Source organism: Pantoea sp. XAF26B01_ASV70 (genome assembly GCF_054512635.1).
Genome location: NZ_CM137251.1, coordinates 205,225 through 222,424, shown reverse-complemented (window position 1 = coordinate 222,424; position 17,200 = coordinate 205,225). Strand labels below are relative to the sequence as shown.

Annotated in this window: 15 protein-coding genes; 6 read left to right on the top strand and 9 right to left on the bottom strand. The window is 56.0% G+C overall.

The window, feature by feature from the left end; translation table 11 throughout:
- Nucleotides 1-5: 5 nt before the first annotated feature.
- The gene (locus ACX8ZY_RS01035; protein WP_010253539.1) at nt 6-854 is read left to right on the top strand and encodes a PhzF family phenazine biosynthesis protein; all 849 of its coding nucleotides are present in this window, start codon (nt 6-8) and stop codon (nt 852-854) included.
- A gap of 44 nt (nt 855-898) precedes the next feature.
- On the opposite strand, the gene ACX8ZY_RS01030 is transcribed toward ACX8ZY_RS01035, so the two are convergent.
- Entirely contained in the window at nt 899-1,657 is a 759-nt protein-coding gene (locus ACX8ZY_RS01030; protein WP_010671464.1) for an SDR family NAD(P)-dependent oxidoreductase, read from the bottom strand.
- A 115-nt stretch (nt 1,658-1,772) separates the two neighbouring features.
- On the opposite strand from ACX8ZY_RS01030, the gene ACX8ZY_RS01025 reads away from it, so the two are divergent.
- From ACX8ZY_RS01025 to ACX8ZY_RS01015, 3 genes are all read left to right on the top strand, one after another.
- The gene (locus ACX8ZY_RS01025; RefSeq protein WP_010253546.1) at nt 1,773-2,672 is read left to right on the top strand and encodes a LysR family transcriptional regulator; all 900 of its coding nucleotides are present in this window, start codon (nt 1,773-1,775) and stop codon (nt 2,670-2,672) included.
- Between the two features lie 45 nt (nt 2,673-2,717).
- On the top strand, nt 2,718-3,737 hold the full coding sequence (gene yhjD / locus ACX8ZY_RS01020) for an inner membrane protein YhjD (RefSeq protein WP_010671463.1): 1,020 nt from the start codon (nt 2,718-2,720) through the stop codon (nt 3,735-3,737).
- A gap of 272 nt (nt 3,738-4,009) precedes the next feature.
- The gene (locus ACX8ZY_RS01015) at nt 4,010-5,341 is read left to right on the top strand and encodes an MFS transporter (protein WP_010671462.1); all 1,332 of its coding nucleotides are present in this window, start codon (nt 4,010-4,012) and stop codon (nt 5,339-5,341) included.
- 517 nt (nt 5,342-5,858) lie between these two features.
- Here the strand turns inward: ACX8ZY_RS01015 and ilvC are convergent.
- The gene (gene ilvC / locus ACX8ZY_RS01010; protein WP_010253551.1) at nt 5,859-7,334 is read right to left on the bottom strand and encodes a ketol-acid reductoisomerase; all 1,476 of its coding nucleotides are present in this window, start codon (nt 7,332-7,334) and stop codon (nt 5,859-5,861) included.
- Nucleotides 7,335-7,496: 162 nt separating this feature from the next.
- Here ilvC and ilvY point away from each other — a divergent pair, with 162 nt between their 5' ends.
- On the top strand, nt 7,497-8,378 hold the full coding sequence (gene ilvY, locus ACX8ZY_RS01005; protein WP_010671461.1) for an HTH-type transcriptional activator IlvY: 882 nt from the start codon (nt 7,497-7,499) through the stop codon (nt 8,376-8,378).
- Here the strand turns inward: ilvY and ilvA are convergent, their stop codons facing one another.
- The 6 genes from ilvA to ilvL form a co-directional block, all read right to left on the bottom strand.
- Nucleotides 8,379-9,926 (bottom strand): threonine ammonia-lyase, biosynthetic, encoded by a 1,548-nt coding sequence (ilvA, locus tag ACX8ZY_RS01000; protein ID WP_010253553.1) that lies wholly within the window; start codon nt 9,924-9,926, stop codon nt 8,379-8,381. It lies immediately after the preceding gene.
- A 2-nt stretch (nt 9,927-9,928) separates the two neighbouring features.
- The gene (gene ilvD / locus ACX8ZY_RS00995; RefSeq protein WP_010253556.1) at nt 9,929-11,779 is read right to left on the bottom strand and encodes a dihydroxy-acid dehydratase; all 1,851 of its coding nucleotides are present in this window, start codon (nt 11,777-11,779) and stop codon (nt 9,929-9,931) included.
- A gap of 62 nt (nt 11,780-11,841) precedes the next feature.
- Entirely contained in the window at nt 11,842-12,771 is a 930-nt protein-coding gene (locus tag ACX8ZY_RS00990; protein WP_010253558.1) for a branched-chain amino acid transaminase, read from the bottom strand.
- Nucleotides 12,772-12,789: 18 nt separating this feature from the next.
- Complete coding sequence (gene ilvM / locus ACX8ZY_RS00985; protein ID WP_008926359.1) at nt 12,790-13,047, bottom strand: acetolactate synthase 2 small subunit; 258 nt, start codon at nt 13,045-13,047, stop codon at nt 12,790-12,792.
- Nucleotides 13,044-14,690, bottom strand: coding sequence for an acetolactate synthase 2 catalytic subunit (gene ilvG, locus ACX8ZY_RS00980; RefSeq protein ID WP_158131295.1), 1,647 nt, complete (start codon nt 14,688-14,690; stop codon nt 13,044-13,046). The genes ilvM and ilvG overlap by 4 nt, the downstream gene beginning before the upstream one ends.
- Before the next feature lie 150 nt (nt 14,691-14,840).
- A complete protein-coding gene (ilvL, locus tag ACX8ZY_RS00975) occupies nt 14,841-14,939 on the bottom strand; it encodes an ilv operon leader peptide (protein WP_072101316.1) in 99 nt (32 codons plus the stop codon).
- Between the two features lie 330 nt (nt 14,940-15,269).
- On the opposite strand from ilvL, the gene ACX8ZY_RS00970 reads away from it, so the two are divergent.
- Nucleotides 15,270-16,790, top strand: a complete 1,521-nt coding sequence (locus ACX8ZY_RS00970) for a YifB family Mg chelatase-like AAA ATPase (protein ID WP_033785741.1) — start codon at nt 15,270-15,272, stop codon at nt 16,788-16,790.
- Nucleotides 16,791-16,815: 25 nt separating this feature from the next.
- Here ACX8ZY_RS00970 and ACX8ZY_RS00965 read toward each other — a convergent pair whose 3' ends face one another.
- Nucleotides 16,816-17,154: a MaoP family protein gene (locus ACX8ZY_RS00965; RefSeq protein WP_010253568.1), complete on the bottom strand. Its 339-nt coding sequence runs from the start codon at nt 17,152-17,154 to the stop codon at nt 16,816-16,818.
- Nucleotides 17,155-17,200: the final 46 nt, after the last annotated feature.

Sequence of the window (17,200 nt, the reverse complement as noted above, 5' to 3'; positions counted from 1 at the left end):
TCACCATGAAGGTCGCGTTTAAGCAAGTCGATGTGTTTACCTCAGCAGCCTTTAATGGCAATCCGCTGGCGGTGATTATGGATGCTCAGGGGTTAAGCGACAGCCAGCTGGCGGCGATTGCCCGCTGGACTAACCTGTCGGAAACCACCTTTGTGCTGCCGCCACAACATGAAGAGGCGGACTACCGGGTGCGTATTTTTACCGTTGAAGGCGAACTGCCGTTTGCCGGTCACCCAACGCTGGGCACCGCACACGCGCTGCTGGAGGCGGGCTGGCCAACCCGTACGCCGGGTGAAATCGTGCAGGAGTGCGGCGTCGGTAACGTGACGGTGAAGATTAATGAGACGGGCGGACTGGCCTTTGCCGCGCCAGCTGCCACCCTGATGCCATGGCAGGATGCGCTGATGGGTAACGCCTTAAACAGCGATGCATTCGATCTGACGCAAAGCCCGACCGTGGTGGATATGGGTATCCGCTGGCTGCTGGTGCCGATGGTCAGCGCCGAGGCCGTGCTGGCGCTGCAGCCCAATGTCAGCGATTTGCAGCGCCTGATTAAACATGCGGGTGTCTCGGGCGTGATGCCCTTTGGCCGTTTGCCCTCGGGCGAGCATGAACAGTATGAAGTGCGTGGCCTGCTGGTGGAAAATGGCAGCCTGACCGAAGATCCGGTGACCGGCAGCGCCAACGCCTGTCTGGCGCGTTACTTTGCAGCCGCAGGCCATACCACCTCCTATCGCGTGCGTCAGGGTACTGCCCTGCAGCGTGCCGGTCGGGTGAACGTAACCTTTAATGGTGAAACCATCTGGATTGGCGGTAATACCGTTACCGTTATCGATGGCACCATTACGCTGTAAAAGGCGGCGACGTCGCGGGGTGCTTTCCGCGACGCCACCAGCGGTTAAATCCCCTGCCCGCCTGAGGCTTCAATACGCTGAGCGGTGATCCAGCCGGTTTCGTCACTGAGGATCGCGCTGATGGCGTCGCCGATATCATCCGGCAGTCCGACCCGGCCCAGCGCCGTCAGCCCGGCAATCTGATGGTTAATCTCGGGGGTATCGCGTACCCGGCCACCGCCAAAGTCAGTCTCTATCGCGCCAGGTGCCAGGATATTAACGCGAATGCGCCGTTCGCCCAGCTCCTTCGCCTGATAGCGCGTCAGTACCTCCATCGCCCCTTTCATTGACGCATAGGTCGAGGAGCCAGGATAGATCAGCCGGGTCAGACCGCTGGAGATATTCAGGATGCGGCCACCGTCGTTGATCAGCGGCAGCAGCTTCTGGGTCAGGAAGTAAGGCCCTTTGAAATGCACATTAACCAGCGCATCAAATTCCGCCTCGGTGGTGTCGGTAAACGGCTTGTAGTGTCCGTGTCCGGCGTTGTTCACTAAATAGTCAAAGCGCTCACGCTGCCATTGCTGTTGCAATGCCTCTTTCACCTGGCCGACAAAACGATCGAACTGACCGGTTTCACCGACGTCCAGCGCCAGTGCCACTGCACGTCGTCCCAGCGCCTCGATCTCCTTCACCACCGTCTGTGCCTCATCGGCATGGCTGCGGTAAGTCAGGATAATGTCTGTCCCCCTGGCTGCCAGTTTTAACGCGCCATTACGGCCTAAACCGCGGTTTGCACCGGTAATTAACGCCACTTTCTGATTCATCTCTCGCACCTGTTGAAAAATTGAACACAGGTTAAGGATATTCGCGAATTATTGATCTATAAACAGTGTTAAATGCGCATCACTGTTTCAATAAAAACAACAATCGGTGAACAACATGGACAAAATTCACGCAATGCAGGTGTTTGTGCGGGTGGCCGAAATGGGCAGTTTTACCCGCGCGGCAGAGAGTTTAGGTGTCCCCAAAGGCAGCGTTTCGCGGCAGATACAGGCGCTGGAGAATCAAATGGCAACACGTTTGCTGCATCGCACCACGCGCCGGGTGCAACTAACCCAGGACGGGTTGGTCTATTACGATCGCTGTCTGGATTTATTGTCAATGATTGACGATATGGACAGCCTGTTCCAGCACGAGCCTGCCTCGCTCAGCGGTAAACTCCGGATTGATATGTCTGTGGCCATGGCCACCAGTTTTATCCTGCCACGGCTGCCGGAATTTTTGCAGCACTACCCCGGCGTAGAGATTGAGCTGAGCAGCAGCGACCGTCAGGTGGATGTGATCCGGGAAGGGTTTGACTGCGTAATCCGCGTCGGTGAGCTCAAAGATTCTGGCCTGATTGCGCGAAAAATTGGTACCCATACCTTGATCAACTGTGCCAGCCCTGGCTACCTTTCGCGTTTCGGCATGCCGATCCGGCTGGAAGAGCTGTCGCAGCATGCGATGGTGCATTACAGCCAGCAACTGGGTCAGGCCTCACCGGGTTTTGAATATTTTGATGGCAGGCAGTGTCACTATGTTCACACCGGCGGTGTGGTCACCGTGAACAGCACCGAAACCTATCGCGCCGCCTGTCTGGCGGGGTTAGGCATTATTCAGGTGCCTGCCGCCGGGATTCAGACATTACTGGAAAGAGGCGAGCTGGTAGAAGTGCTGCATCGCTTTCCCGCCAGACCGATGCCGATCCACCTGCTCTATCCGCACCGGCGCAATGTGGCGCGTCGCGTGCGGGTTTTTATGGAGTGGCTGAGTCAGGTGTTACAGGAGTACGTCACCTGAGCGGCTATACTTTGATTTTAATGATAAACAGGACAGTGAAGGTCTATGACAGACAAGCAGGAAAACCCACAGGATACGCAGCCGCAAAAGCCACTTATCGATATTAAAACCGGCAACGAGACGGTTGATCATTCGATAGTGCGCGTGTCGCGTTTTGCCGCCTGGTTTCAGGCGATCCCGGCAGTGGCGCATTTTATTCGCGCCCTTGACCGCTTTAACGATCGGCTCGGCAGCCAGTTTGGCGCGGCCATTACCTATTTCTCTTTTTTATCGCTGATCCCCATTCTGATGGTGTCGTTTGCCGCCGTGGGTTTTGTGCTGGCATCGAACCAGGATCTGCTGACCGATATCATCAACAAAATCGTCAGCAGCATCAGCGACCCGACGCTGGCAACCACGCTGAAGAATACGGTAAATACCGCCATTCAGCAGCGTGCCACCGTGGGTATTACCGGTTTACTGCTGGCGCTCTACTCCGGTCTTAACTGGATGGGTAACCTGCGCGAAGCGATTCGTGCCCAGTCGCGCGATGTGTGGGAACGCAAACCGGATGACAAAGAGAAGATCTGGAAGCGTTATATTCGCGATTTCCTGTCGCTGACCGGTCTGATGCTGGCGCTGGTGATTACGCTGTCGCTGACCTCGGTAGCCGGTTCGGCGCAGGCAATGATCGTCAGCGCACTGGGGCTGGATGGCATCGACTGGTTACGGCCCGCCCTGACCATTATCGCCACCTCGATTTCCGTTATGGCTAACTACCTGCTGTTCCTGTGGATTTTCTGGATCCTGCCGCGTCACAAGCCGCGTAAGAAAGCACTGTTCCGCGGCACGCTGCTGGCGGCAATCGGTTTTGAGGTGATCAAGTTTGTGATGACGCTGACGCTGCCGAAGCTGGCGACCTCGCCTTCCGGTGCGGCCTTTGGTTCCGTGCTCGGCCTGATGGCGTTTTTCTACTTCTTCGCCCGTCTGACGCTGTTCTGTGCGGCGTGGATCGCCACCGCCAAATATAAAGACGACCCACAAATGCCTGAAGCGGGCAGCGCGTCACGACACAAATCATCGTAATCCGTTAACAACAGCGGAAAATATCACCCCTCGGCTATTTTTTAACCAGATAACAGGATGAATAGCTGAGGGGTCACTTTTATTTAGCCCTTTCGTAGAGTATCCCGCCAGATATCGTCCGGATTACCCCGGTATCACCCGACATTCGTCGCACCTCAGAAATTATCCTCTTTTTGCCCGCTGAAGCCAGACGCGGCGCGGGTTTTCTTCATTGAATGCGCTCTGGCAGATGCGTAAGATTCTTTGTCTGTATTTACAAATAAGAAACAGTTATGCAAGCCTCCCTCACAGACACGCTCGACAAACAGCAGGATCCCACGCCGGTTAACTCACGCAGTAAAGTGGTGATTGCCTCGCTGGTCGGAACGGCCATCGAGTTCTTCGACTTTTATATTTATGCCACTGCTGCGGTGATTGTTTTCCCGCACATTTTCTTCCCGCAGGGTGATGCCACGGTCGCGACGCTACAGTCGCTGGCCACCTTTGCTATCGCCTTTATCGCGCGTCCGATTGGCTCCGCCGTGTTTGGTCACTTTGGCGATCGCGTGGGTCGCAAAGCCACGCTGGTTGCCTCGCTGTTGACCATGGGAATCTCTACCGTGGTGATTGGTTTGCTGCCCGGCTATGAAACCATCGGCGTGATGGCTCCGCTGCTGCTGGCGCTGGCGCGTTTTGGTCAGGGACTGGGACTGGGTGGTGAATGGGGTGGCGCGGCGCTGCTGGCGACGGAAAATGCCCCGGCGAAGAAGCGTGCGCTTTACGGTTCCTTCCCTCAGCTGGGTGCGCCGATTGGCTTTTTCTTCGCTAACGGCACTTTTCTGCTGCTTTCGTGGCTGCTGACCGACGAGCAGTTTATGCAGTGGGGCTGGCGCGTGCCGTTTATTCTCTCCGCCGTGCTGGTGCTGATTGGCCTGTATGTGCGCGTTTCGCTGCATGAGAGTCCGGTGTTTGCCAAAGTACAGAAAGAGAAGAAGCAGGTTCGGGTGCCCATTGCGGCGCTGCTGAGTAAGCATCTGACTGCCACCATTCTCGGCACCTTTATCATGCTGGCGACCTATACGCTGTTCTATATCATGACCGTCTATTCGATGAGCTACGGCACCACGGCAGCACCGGCCGGTCTGGGTATTCCGCGTAATAGTATGTTGTGGATGCTGATGCTGGCGGTGATTGGCTTTGGAGTGATGGTGCCGATTGCCGGTTTGCTGGCTGACCGTTTTGGTCGCCGCAAGACGATGATTACCATTACGCTGATGATTATCGCGTTTTCGTTCCTGTTCCCGGCGATGCTCGGTTCCGGATCGCAGGCGCTGGTGATGGCATTTCTGTTGCTGGGTCTGAGCATTATGGGCCTGACCTTTGGTCCGATGGGCGCCCTTCTGCCGGAGCTGTTTCCGACCGAAGTGCGTTATACCGGCGCATCGTTCTCTTATAACCTCTCATCGATTCTGGGTGCCTCTGTTGCGCCTTATATCGCGACCTGGCTGAATGCGCATTATGGTTTGCAGGCGGTGGGACTTTATCTGGCGTCGATGGCCGTGCTGACGCTGATTGCATTGCTCGCCTGTAAAGAGACGCGTAATCAGACGCTGTATGACGTTTAATCCGGCTGGATGAAGGTCAGTGAAAACCCGGCGGCTGCCGGGTTTTTTTATGGAGCAGGCTCACAGAGTACAACCGCTCTGAAGGGCTAAACAATATCAGGCGACAGGCTCAGGGAGCATACGCCTTAAGCGGGTTAGCTTTCTGTTTGAAAAAACCGGACCTCGCTGAAAGGCGTATTGATATTGGCAGCAATAAAGAAGCTTAAGGGCACAGGGAATACGGTCAGAAGAGGAAAGCGTCCCGCCGCCCGGATAAAAACGCCGGGAGCGTTTTTGAACAACGCAAAGCGTTGGCCCGGAAACGGGCGCACCTCAGGGATGAGGTGCGTAATCGCTCGGGCCGAGCATGCCATGGATGGCGGTTTTGCGTCTTTCCGATCTGACCGTATTCCATGTGCCTGCACTGTCTCACAGCAGTGCAGGCACTAACTTACAATCGGCCTTGCCTGGTATGGTTCATCAACAAAAAACCCCGGCAAGCCGGGGTTTGTTTTGCTGAAAACTGTGATGACGATAATTAGCCCGCGACAGCGATACGCTTCATGTCGGTCATGTAGCCACGCAGCTTACGGCCAACGGTTTCAATCGGATGCTGGCGAACCGCTTCGTTAACGTCACGCAGCTGCGCGTTATCAACCTGCGTGCCTTCAACCGCTTTACCCAGATCGCCTGGCTGCAGCGTGGTCATGAACTCTTTCAGCAGCGGCACCGCGGCGAAGGAGAACAGGTAGTTACCATATTCGGCGGTATCGGAGATCACCACGTTCATTTCATACAGGCGCTTACGGGCGATGGTGTTCGCGATCAGCGGCAGCTCATGCAGTGATTCGTAGTAAGCAGACTCTTCAATGATGCCGGCGTCCACCATGGTTTCAAACGCCAGCTCAACGCCCGCTTTAACCATCGCAACCATCACCACACCTTTGTCGTAGTACTCCTGCTCTTCGATTTTGCCTTCATACTGTGAAGCGGTTTCGAACGCGGTCTGGCCGGTCTCTTCACGCCAGGTCAGCAGGTTTTTATCATCGTTAGCCCAGTCCGCCATCATGCCAGAAGAGAATTCGCCGGAGATGATGTCATCCATATGTTTCTGGAACAGCGGTGCCATGATGGTTTTCAGCTGCTCTGACAGCGCATAAGCGCGCAGTTTAGCCGGGTTAGAGAGGCGATCCATCATCAGTGTGATGCCGCCAAACTTCAGTGATTCGGTGATGGTTTCCCAGCCGAACTGGATCAGTTTTTCTGCGTAAGCCGGGTCAGTGCCTTCAGCCACCAGCTTGTCGAAGCAGAGCAGTGAACCAGCCTGCAACATGCCGCACAGGATAGTCTGTTCACCCATCAGGTCAGATTTCACTTCTGCAACGAAAGAGGACTCCAGCACGCCAGCACGATCGCCGCCAGTTGCTGCTGCCCAGGCTTTGGCAATCGCCATGCCTTCGCCTTTTGGATCGTTTTCCGGGTGAACCGCGATCAGCGTCGGTACACCAAAGCCACGTTTGTACTCTTCACGAACTTCTGTACCCGGACACTTCGGTGCCACCATGACCACGGTGATGTCTTTACGGATGCTTTCGCCCACTTCAACGATGTTGAAACCGTGCGAGTAGCCCAGCGCAGCGCCATCTTTCATCAGCGGCTGAACAGCCTGAACTACAGCGGAGTGCTGCTTGTCTGGCGTCAGGTTAACCACCAGATCAGCCTGCGGGATCAGTTCTTCGTAGGTGCCCACTTTGAAACCGTTATCGGTCGCTTTGCGCCATGAAGGGCGTTTTTCCGCAATTGCTTCAGCACGCAGTGCATAGGCCACATCCAGACCGGAATCACGCATGTTCAGACCCTGATTCAGGCCCTGCGCACCACAGCCAACGATAACGACTTTTTTGCCTTTCAGGAAACTGGCACCATCCGCGAATTCATCGCGCGCCATGAAACGGCACTTGCCTAATTGCGCCAGCTGGTTGCGCAGGTTCAATGTGTTGAAATAGTTAGCCATGGGTACTCCGGTAAGGTTGTGTTTGCTTTTTTTGTTCAGGAACGGCGTGTCATGCAGCGCCGCGAATGACCCCATCATATGACAGGAATTCTGTTGCTTAAATTGATATATTAACAACGTCACATTGCAATAAATGCAACACCACCCAGAGGCGACACGCACATGGATTTACGGGATCTGAAACTGTTTCTTCATCTGGCAGAAAGCTGCCACTTCGGGCGCACTGCGCGTGCTATGCACGTCAGCCCTTCCACGCTGTCACGCCAGATCCAGCGGCTTGAAGAAGATGTCGGCCATGCGCTGTTTCTGCGCGATAACCGCACCGTGACGCTGACAGAAGCGGGCGAACGCCTGCGCCAGTTTGCCCAGCAGACGCTGTTGCAGTATCAGCAACTGCGCCATGTGATGGATCTTAACGGTCCGTCGCTCAGCGGCGAGCTGCGCCTGTTCTGCTCAGTGACGGCGGCCTACAGTCATCTGCCGCCCATCCTCGACCGCTTTCGCGCTGAACATCCGCAGGTCGAAATCAAACTGGATACCGGCGATGCCGCGGATGCGGTGGAAAAAGTGCACTCCGGCGATGCCGATCTGGCCATTGCCGGCCGTCCTGAAACGCTGCCCGCCAGCATTGATTTTATGCCACTGGGGCTGATCCCGCTGGTGCTGATCGCGCCTGCACTGCCCTGTGCCGTTCGTACCCAGGCAACACAGCCGCAGCCCGACTGGTCAAAAATTCCGTTTATCCTGCCGGTGCAGGGACCGGCACGGCGACGTATCGATCTCTGGTTCCGCCGCCAGCGCATCCCGAATCCGGTGATTTACGCCACGGTCTCGGGGCATGAGGCGATTGTTTCGATGGTGGCGCTGGGCTGCGGTATTGCACTTTTGCCGGATGTGGTGCTGGAAAACAGCCCGGAGCCGGTGCGTAACCGCGTGCTGCTACTGGAGAATATTGACTCGGTTGCGCCGTTCGAACTCGGCATCTGCGTGCAAAAAAAGCGGCTCGGAGAGCCGCTGATCAGTGCTTTCTGGAGCCAGCTGTAATCAGTTGCCTGACAGGAAGAAGCGGAATGCCGGGTTCTGGCTTTCGTCATGAAAGTCGTAACCCAGATCGGTGAGATGCTCTTCGAAGCGTGGCTCATCGCTGCCAAGTTCAAAAGCGGCCAGCACACGGCCATAATCGGTGCCGTGGCTGCGATAATGAAACAGCGAGATATTCCAGTGGGTGCCCAGCGTTTGCAGGAACTTCAGCAACGCGCCGGGTGCCTCCGGGAATTCAAAGCTGAAGAGGCGTTCACGCAGTGGTTTAGAAGGACGTCCGCCCACCATGTAACGCACGTGCAGTTTCGCCATCTCATCATCCGAGAGATCGACCACCTGATAACCGCCGCTGGTGAGCTCGCTGATGATCTCGCTGCGCTCTTCCACGCCGCGCGTCAGTCGTACGCCAACAAAGATGCAGGCTTTGTCCGCATCGGCGTAGCGGTAGTTGAACTCGGTAATCGACCGTCCACCCAGCGTCTGGCAGAAACGCAGGAAACTGCCCTGCTGTTCCGGGATCGTTACGGCCAGCAGCGCTTCACGCTGTTCGCCCAGCTCGCAGCGCTCAGAAACGTAGCGCAGGCCGTGGAAATTGACGTTGGCCCCGGATAACACATGCGCCAGCCGCTCGCCTTTGATCCCGTGCTGCTGGATATACTTTTTCATGCCCGCCAGCGCCAGCGCGCCAGAGGGCTCCGCCACAGCACGGACATCTTCAAACAGATCTTTCATCGCGGCACAAATCGCATCGCTGTCGACGGTGATGATGTCATCGATGTATTCCTGACAGAGCCGGAAGGTTTCGCTGCCAATCCGTTTCACCGCGACCCCTTCGGCAAACAGCCCGACGCGCGGCAGATCGACCGGATGACCCGCCTCCAGCGCTGCTTTCAGGCAGGCTGAATCTTCTGACTCCACCGCAATCACTTTGATTTGCGGCATCAGCTGCTTGATCAGCACCGCGACGCCGGCTGCCAGACCTCCACCGCCAACCGGGACAAAGACCCGGTCGAGATGCGCATCCTGCTGCAGCAGCTCCATCGCCAGCGTGCCCTGTCCGGCAATGACGGCCGGATGGTCAAACGGCGGCACGAAGGTGTAACCGCGCTGTTCAGAGAGTTCTATCGCTTTGGCTTTCGCCTCGTCAAAGTTGGCCCCGAACAGGAAAGCCTCACCGCCAAATGCGCGCACCGCATCAACCTTGATGTCTGCCGTCGCCAGCGGCATCACAATCAGTGACTTGATGCCCAGCTTAGTGGCAGAAAGCGCCACGCCCTGCGCATGGTTACCGGCTGATGCCGTCACCACACCGCGCGCTTTCTGCTCTTCGTTCAGACCGGCAATCATCGCGTAGGCACCGCGCACCTTAAAACTGTGCACCGGCTGGCGATCTTCCCGCTTCACCAGAATGGTGTTGCCGAGACGCGATGAGATTTTTTCCATAACCTGCAGCGGCGTCACCTGTGCCACTTCATACACCGGTGAACGCAACACTGCGCGCAAATACTCGGCGCCACAAGGCGCCTCGGGTAGCGGTTGAGACTCGGCCATTGTTAGCCTCCCAGCTTGCTCTTATCGCGGACGGCGCCTTTGTCAGCACTGGTCGCGAGTAATGCGTAGGCACGCAGCGCAAAGGAGACTTCACGCTGACGATTGACCGGCGTATACGCCGCATCGCCACGTGCCTGCTGCTCTTCACGACGGGCGTGCAGTTCGTTATCCGGTACGGCGAGTTTGATACCGCGGTTAGGGATATCGATTTCGATGGTGTCGCCATCTTTGACCAGCGCAATGGTGCCGCCGTTGGCTGCTTCAGGCGAAGCGTGACCGATAGAGAGGCCCGACGTACCGCCAGAGAAACGGCCATCAGTGATCAGCGCGCAGCTTTTGCCCAGCCCCATCGATTTCAGATAAGTGGTCGGATAGAGCATCTCCTGCATGCCTGGCCCGCCTTTTGGACCTTCGTAGCGAATGACGACCACATCGCCCGCAACGACTTTGCCGCCCAGAATCGCTTCAACGGCGTCATCCTGGCTTTCATAGACTTTGGCCGGACCGGTGAAGGTCAGGATCTCTTTGTCTACGCCTGCGGTTTTTACGATACAGCCATCTTCTGCGATGTTGCCGTAGAGCACGGCCAGACCGCCATCCTGCGAGTAAGCATTTTCACGGGTACGGATACAGCCTTCGGCACGGTCATCATCCAGCGTGTCCCAGCGGCAGTTCTGTGAGAACGCCTGGGTGGTACGAATACCCGCCGGACCCGCGCGGAACATATCTTTTACCGCCTGATCTTTGGTCAGCATGATGTCGTACTGATCCAGCGTTTCACGCATGGTCTGCTGCAGGATATTACGGGCGCTGCTGTCGAACAGGCCGGCACGATCCAGCTCGCCGAGAATGGCGAACACGCCACCCGCGCGATGCACATCTTCCATATGGTATTTCGGAGTGCTTGGCGCCACTTTACAGAGCTGAGGCACTTTGCGTGACAGGCGATCGATGTCGGAGATATTAAAGTCGATATCGCCTTCCTGTGCGGCTGCCAGCAGGTGGAGCACGGTGTTGGTGGAACCGCCCATGGCGATATCCAGCATCATGGCGTTCTCAAAAGCGGCCTTGTTCGCGATGTTACGCGGCAGCATGTTGACATCATCCTGCTCGTAATAGCGCTTGGTCAGGCTTACGATGCGCTTACCGGCATTGATGAACAGCTCTTTGCGATCGGCATGCGTAGCCAGCAGTGAACCGTTGCCAGGCTGCGACAGACCGAGTGCTTCAGTCAGGCAGTTCATCGAGTTGGCGGTGAACATACCGGAGCAGGAGCCGCAGGTCGGACAGGCAGAGCGTTCGATCTGCTCACTGTCGGCATCGCTGACGTTCGGGTTGGCACCCTGAATCATCGCATCTACCAGATCCAGCTTGATGATCTGGTCAGAAAGCTTGGTTTTACCCGCTTCCATCGGTCCGCCTGAAACGAAGATCACCGGAATATTGAGGCGCAATGACGCCATCAGCATACCCGGGGTGATTTTGTCGCAGTTAGAGATGCAGACCATGGCGTCAGCACAGTGGGCGTTGACCATGTACTCGACCGAGTCAGCAATCAGCTCACGCGACGGCAGTGAATACAGCATGCCGCCATGACCCATGGCAATACCGTCATCCACCGCAATGGTGTTGAACTCTTTAGCCACACCGCCTGCCGCTTCGATCTGCTCGGCGACAAGTTTACCAAGATCACGCAGGTGAACGTGGCCCGGCACAAATTGGGTGAATGAGTTAACCACAGCGATAATCGGCTTGCCGAAATCGTCGTCGGTCATTCCTGTCGCGCGCCATAAGGCACGGGCACCCGCCATATTGCGGCCGTGGGTGGTGGTGGCGGAACGGTACTTAGGCATACTCTATTTACTCCAGTAAGAATAAGCTCGCGGACGTCAGATGACGCCCGCGCTGTATCTGATTATGGGTTAACCGGATCTAACCAGCCCCATTTGTCTTCGGTTTCGCCGGTGAACAGGCCAAAGAAGGCCTCCTGGATGCGTTTGGTCACCGGGCCACGTTTGCCTTCGCCGACCTGAATGCGGTCAACGCTGCGCACCGGTGTAATTTCTGCCGCGGTGCCAGACATAAAGACTTCGTCAGCCAGATAGAGAGATTCACGCGACAGGGTCTGCTCACGCACTTCAATGCCCATATCACGCGCCAGCGTGATGATGGCATCGCGGGTGATGCCCGGCAGTGCTGAAGAGGTAAATGGCGGGGTAAAGAGCACGCCATCTTTAACTTCAAACAGGTTTTCGCCTGCACCTTCGGAGATCAGGCCATTGGTATCCAGCGCAATCCCTTCCTGATAGCCGTGACGACGGGCTTCGCTGCCCACCAGCAGTGAGGAGAGGTAGTTACCGCCCGCTTTAGCGGCGGTTGGCAGGGTGTTCGGTGCTACGCGGTTCCATGAGGAGACCATGGCATCGATGCCGTTCTCAAGGGCTTCAGCGCCCAGGTATGCGCCCCACGGGAACGCCGCAATGATCACATCGGTGGTGAAGCCGTCTGGCGGGTTCACGCCCAGGCCCACATCGCCGACAAAGGCCAGCGGACGGATATAAGCACTTTTCAGTTTGTTCACGCGGATGACTTCGCGGCACGCTTCCATCAGCTCATCAACGCTGCTTTTAATCGGGAAGCGGTAGATTTTGGCGGAGTCGTGCAGACGTTGCATGTGTTCGCGATGGCGGAACACAACCGGTCCTTTGTGAGAGTCGTAGCAGCGCACGCCTTCAAATACCGACGTACCGTAGTGCAACGCGTGGGACATGACGCTGACCTTCGCCTCTTCCCACTTAACCATCTCGCCATTGAACCAAATAAAGTCTGCTTTCTTCGTGCTCATTGTTATTCCCTCTCGCGGCTAAGCGCGGATTTGTTGTGTTGTCTGTTGTTGAATCTGAACGCATGCAACGTCGATCAATTTGCTTAACTGCGAAGACAGTAAATCGACGGAACGCTGACTGGCAACGGTCATTTCAATATTAATGTTTTCTGCGTTGGCGACTGAGGCCATGTTCATAGAACAGACCTGAAAACCGCGGTGACGCACTACGCGTAAAATGCGCTCCAATATTTCAGGGCGGAAACGGGCTTCGATAGACAATTGATGCTGGTTCATACAGTTTTCTCCATCATGTTTGCATTGCTGGCACCCGGCGGTACCAGTGGCCAGACGTTTTCATGCTCATCAATTGCAACATGCAGGAAGTAAGGACCTTCGCTGTTCAGCAGAGCATCAAGGGCGGCGTCGACCTGATCTTTACGGGTAATGCGCTGGCCGGGAATATTGAAAGCGCTGGCCAGCGTGAGGAAGTCGGGGTTGTCGGACAGATTGGTTTCACTGTAGCGGCCATCGAAAAACAGCTGCTGCCACTGACGCACCATGCCCAGACGCTGGTTATCCAGCAGCACGATTTTGACCGGCAGCTTGCCGCGCTTGATGGTGCCCAGCTCCTGGATGTTCATCATGATGGAGCCATCGCCCGAGACACAGATAACCGTATCTTCCGGGCGTGCAACCTGCGCACCGATGGCGGCGGGTAAACCAAAGCCCATGGTGCCTAAGCCGCTGGAGGTGATGAAGTTCTCCGGCGCGCTGAATGCCATGTGTTGCGCCGTCCACATCTGGTGCTGACCGACGTCGGTGGTCACTACGGTATTGGCTGGTTTGCGATCGGAAAGCTGCTTCAGCAACAGCGGTGCATAGATCGCTTCGCCCGGATGGTCGTAGCGCCATGGGTGACTGGCCTTAAGCACTTTCATCTCATCGCGCCAGGCGTTGATATGCAGAGGCTGACTCAGGGCGGGCAGCAGTTCGTTGAGATCACCCTGCAGAGAGACGTGTGCACGACGTAATTTGTTTAACTCAGCGGGATCGATATCGAGATGAATCACGCTGGCATGGGGGGCAAAGGTGTCCAGCTTGCCGGTCACGCGGTCATCGAAACGGGCACCGACCGCAATCAGTAAGTCACAACTCTGCACCGCCAGGTTGGCAGCTTTAGTACCGTGCATCCCCAGCATGCCGAGATACACCTCGCTGTGGGGGTCTACGCTGCCCAGCCCCTTTAAGGTGGCCACTGCCGGGATGCCGGTCTCTTCTGCCAGCGCGCGCAGTGCCGGAACAGCCTGTGCCAGGCCAACGCCTCCACCAACATAGAGCATTGGTTTTCTGGCCTGCGCCATCAGTGCGCGTGCTTCCTGAATCGCCTGATGCGGCAGCGCGCTTCCCTCTTCTACCGGAACCAGATGCGGGGCAGGTTCTCCCTGCGCAATCTGAATATCTTTAGGAATGTCCACCAGTACCGGACCCGGACGGCCCGACTGCGCCAGCGCAAAGGCTTCTGCCATGATGGCGGGCAGCTCATCCAGCGATTCAACCAGGAAGCTGTGTTTGGTGCAGGCCAGCGATAAGCCCAGTACGTCGATTTCCTGAAAGGCGTCGGTACCAATAAAAGCGGAAGAGACCTGACCCGTTACGGCAACCACCGGAACCGAATCCATCATGGCATCTGCCAGGCCGGTAATCAGGTTGGTCGCGCCAGGGCCAGAGGTGGCGATACAGACGCCGGTTTTGCCGGTTGAGCGCGCATAACCGATCGCCGCCATCACAGCGCCCTGCTCGTGGCGACACAGTAGGTGTTCCACGCCGCCGTCGTAGAGCGCGTCGTATACCGGCATGATTGCGCCGCCAGGGTAACCGAATACGGTATTAACACCCTGCGCGCGTAAAGCCTGAACTACCCACTGTGCACCTGTCATCGCTATTCTCCTGTGTCCTGACCGGAACAACAGAATTTTATGCTACTGTTCATTGTTTGTTCCTTGTGGATTTACTGATATTTCCTCTGGTCGAAAAAAAACCCCCGGACCTTTCGGTGCGGGGGTTTTTTCGGATTCGAGGCTTGATTTTTAAGCCTTTCTTTCTCCAAGCGTTGCCCCGCACGGTAGGTTAATAACCACCACCACGCTAATCACGACCAGGCTAATCACTTGTAGAAGGGCTTTCATGTGTTGTTCAATTCTTTCGCTTGTTCGAAGTAATGCCTACAGAGTTATCATAGTCAGGGGGCATGACACAACTTTTTTTACAGAGTTTTTTTAGCGCCTGGCGCTAAATCGCAGTCTATCAATTTGTAATACAAGAAATAATTACATGATGATAATTATTCATCACTTTACTGACGTAATAATGTTTTGGTGAATTTGCGCGCAGACACGCAGCATTTTAACAGGTTGTGAAAAAACTTCTGATAGGTTGTGCAATGACCCGAATAGTGCTGATGATGCCCTGGCTTTCCTTTGATGCTGTCACCAGACTGACGGTAACAAGGAGCGAGTATGTCATTGTCAAAAGTTCTGACCCGGGCAGCGCTGGGAGTGGAAGCCCCGCTGGTGACCATCGAGGCACACATCAGTAACGGACTGCCTGCGTTAACGCTGGTGGGGCTGCCTGAAACCACGGTGAAAGAGGCGCGTGAGCGGGTACGCAGCGCCATTATCAACAGCGGTTTTGCCTTCCCGGCAAAACGTGTCACCATCAATCTGGCACCCGCAGATTTACCCAAAGAGGGCGGGCGGTATGACTTACCCATGGCGATTGCCATTCTGGTCGCCTCTGAGCAGCTTCCTGCCGACAAACTGACACACTATGAGTTTCTGGGTGAGCTGGCACTCGACGGCGCACTGTGCGGTGTACAGGGCGCGATTCCAGCGGCCATGGTAGCCATTCAGGCTGGACGACAGCTGGTCCTCTCCACCGAGAATCAGTGTGATGCCGGGCTAATCCGTCAGGGCTCGTCGCTGGTTGCCTCTCACCTCAGCGAAGTGTGCGCCTTTCTGCGCAATGAACTCACACTACCGACAGCCCAGTATCCTGAGCATCAGGGCGATGCACCTGCTGACGATCTCGCTGATATCATTGGTCAGGAACAGGGACGCAGAGCACTGGAGATCACTGCGGCTGGCGGGCACAACCTGTTGCTTATCGGGCCCCCTGGCACCGGTAAAACCATGCTCGCTACCCGGTTGCCCGGCATCATGCCCTCCTTAAGCGATCAGGAAGCACTGGAGTGTGCGGCAATCGCCAGCCTGGTGAACAGCAAGACCCTGCATCGACAGTGGCGCACCCGGCCTTTCAGGTCACCTCACCACAGCGCCTCTCTCTATGCTCTGATTGGCGGCGGCTCACTGCCACGGCCCGGTGAGATCTCCCTGGCGCATAACGGCGTGCTGTTTCTGGATGAATTACCGGAATTTGATCGCAAGGTGCTGGACTCCCTGCGCGAACCATTAGAATCGGGCATCATCGCTATTTCACGCGCACGGGCAAAAGTTACCTACCCGGCCCGGTTTCAGCTGATTGCTGCGATGAATCCAAGTCCAACCGGACACTATCAGGGACAGCATAACCGCTGCTCACCCCAGCAGGTGCTGCGTTATCTCAGTAAGCTATCCGGCCCATTTCTTGATCGTTTTGATCTTTCGCTGGAGGTGCCGCTACTCCCCAGCGGCATGCTCAGCGGTCAGCGCGCCAGGGCGGAAGCATCTGAGCAGGTTCGTCATCGGGTGGTCGCAGCGCGTGACATTCAGCTGGCTCGTGCAGGAAAAATAAATGCGCATTTAAACAATGCAGAGATTATGCGCTGGTGTCAGCCTGCTAAAGAGGATGCGGAGTGGCTGGAGTCAGTGCTGGAGAAGCTGGGTTTATCTGTACGGGCATGGCAGCGGATTTTAAAAGTGGCGCGTACCCTGGCCGATCTGGCTGGGGAAACAGACATCACCCGGCATCATCTGCAGGAAGCGGTCAGCTATCGCACGATAGATCGATTAATGATCCATCTGCATAACAGCCTGCAATAAAAAAGGGGCTTTCGCCCCTTCTCTGTTAATCGTCGCTGTCGGTGAAGTCTTCAACGGTGTCCATCTGCGGTTTACCGCCAGACAGCGTATGAAAACGTTTAGGACGCTTAATGCGGGTCATATACTTAGACCATACACGTTCAGCTTCCGTTTGCGGCTCACGCACGCCACGACACACTTCAATAAACAAACGTTCTTCTTCGGTTGCAGGCTCACGCTTTGATAAATCCAGCTCATTAAAGGCAAAACCGTGGCGTTCAAGAAGCTGAGCTTCTTTAATAGTAAAGTCACCGTGGCGTGAGAAACCACGCGGGTAATGTTTGTTATCAAAGAAACGATTCTCTGTTGAGAAGCTTTCCGCCATGTTACACGCTCCTGATTTTCTAATGCCGTGCTGTTAATGGCGCGGA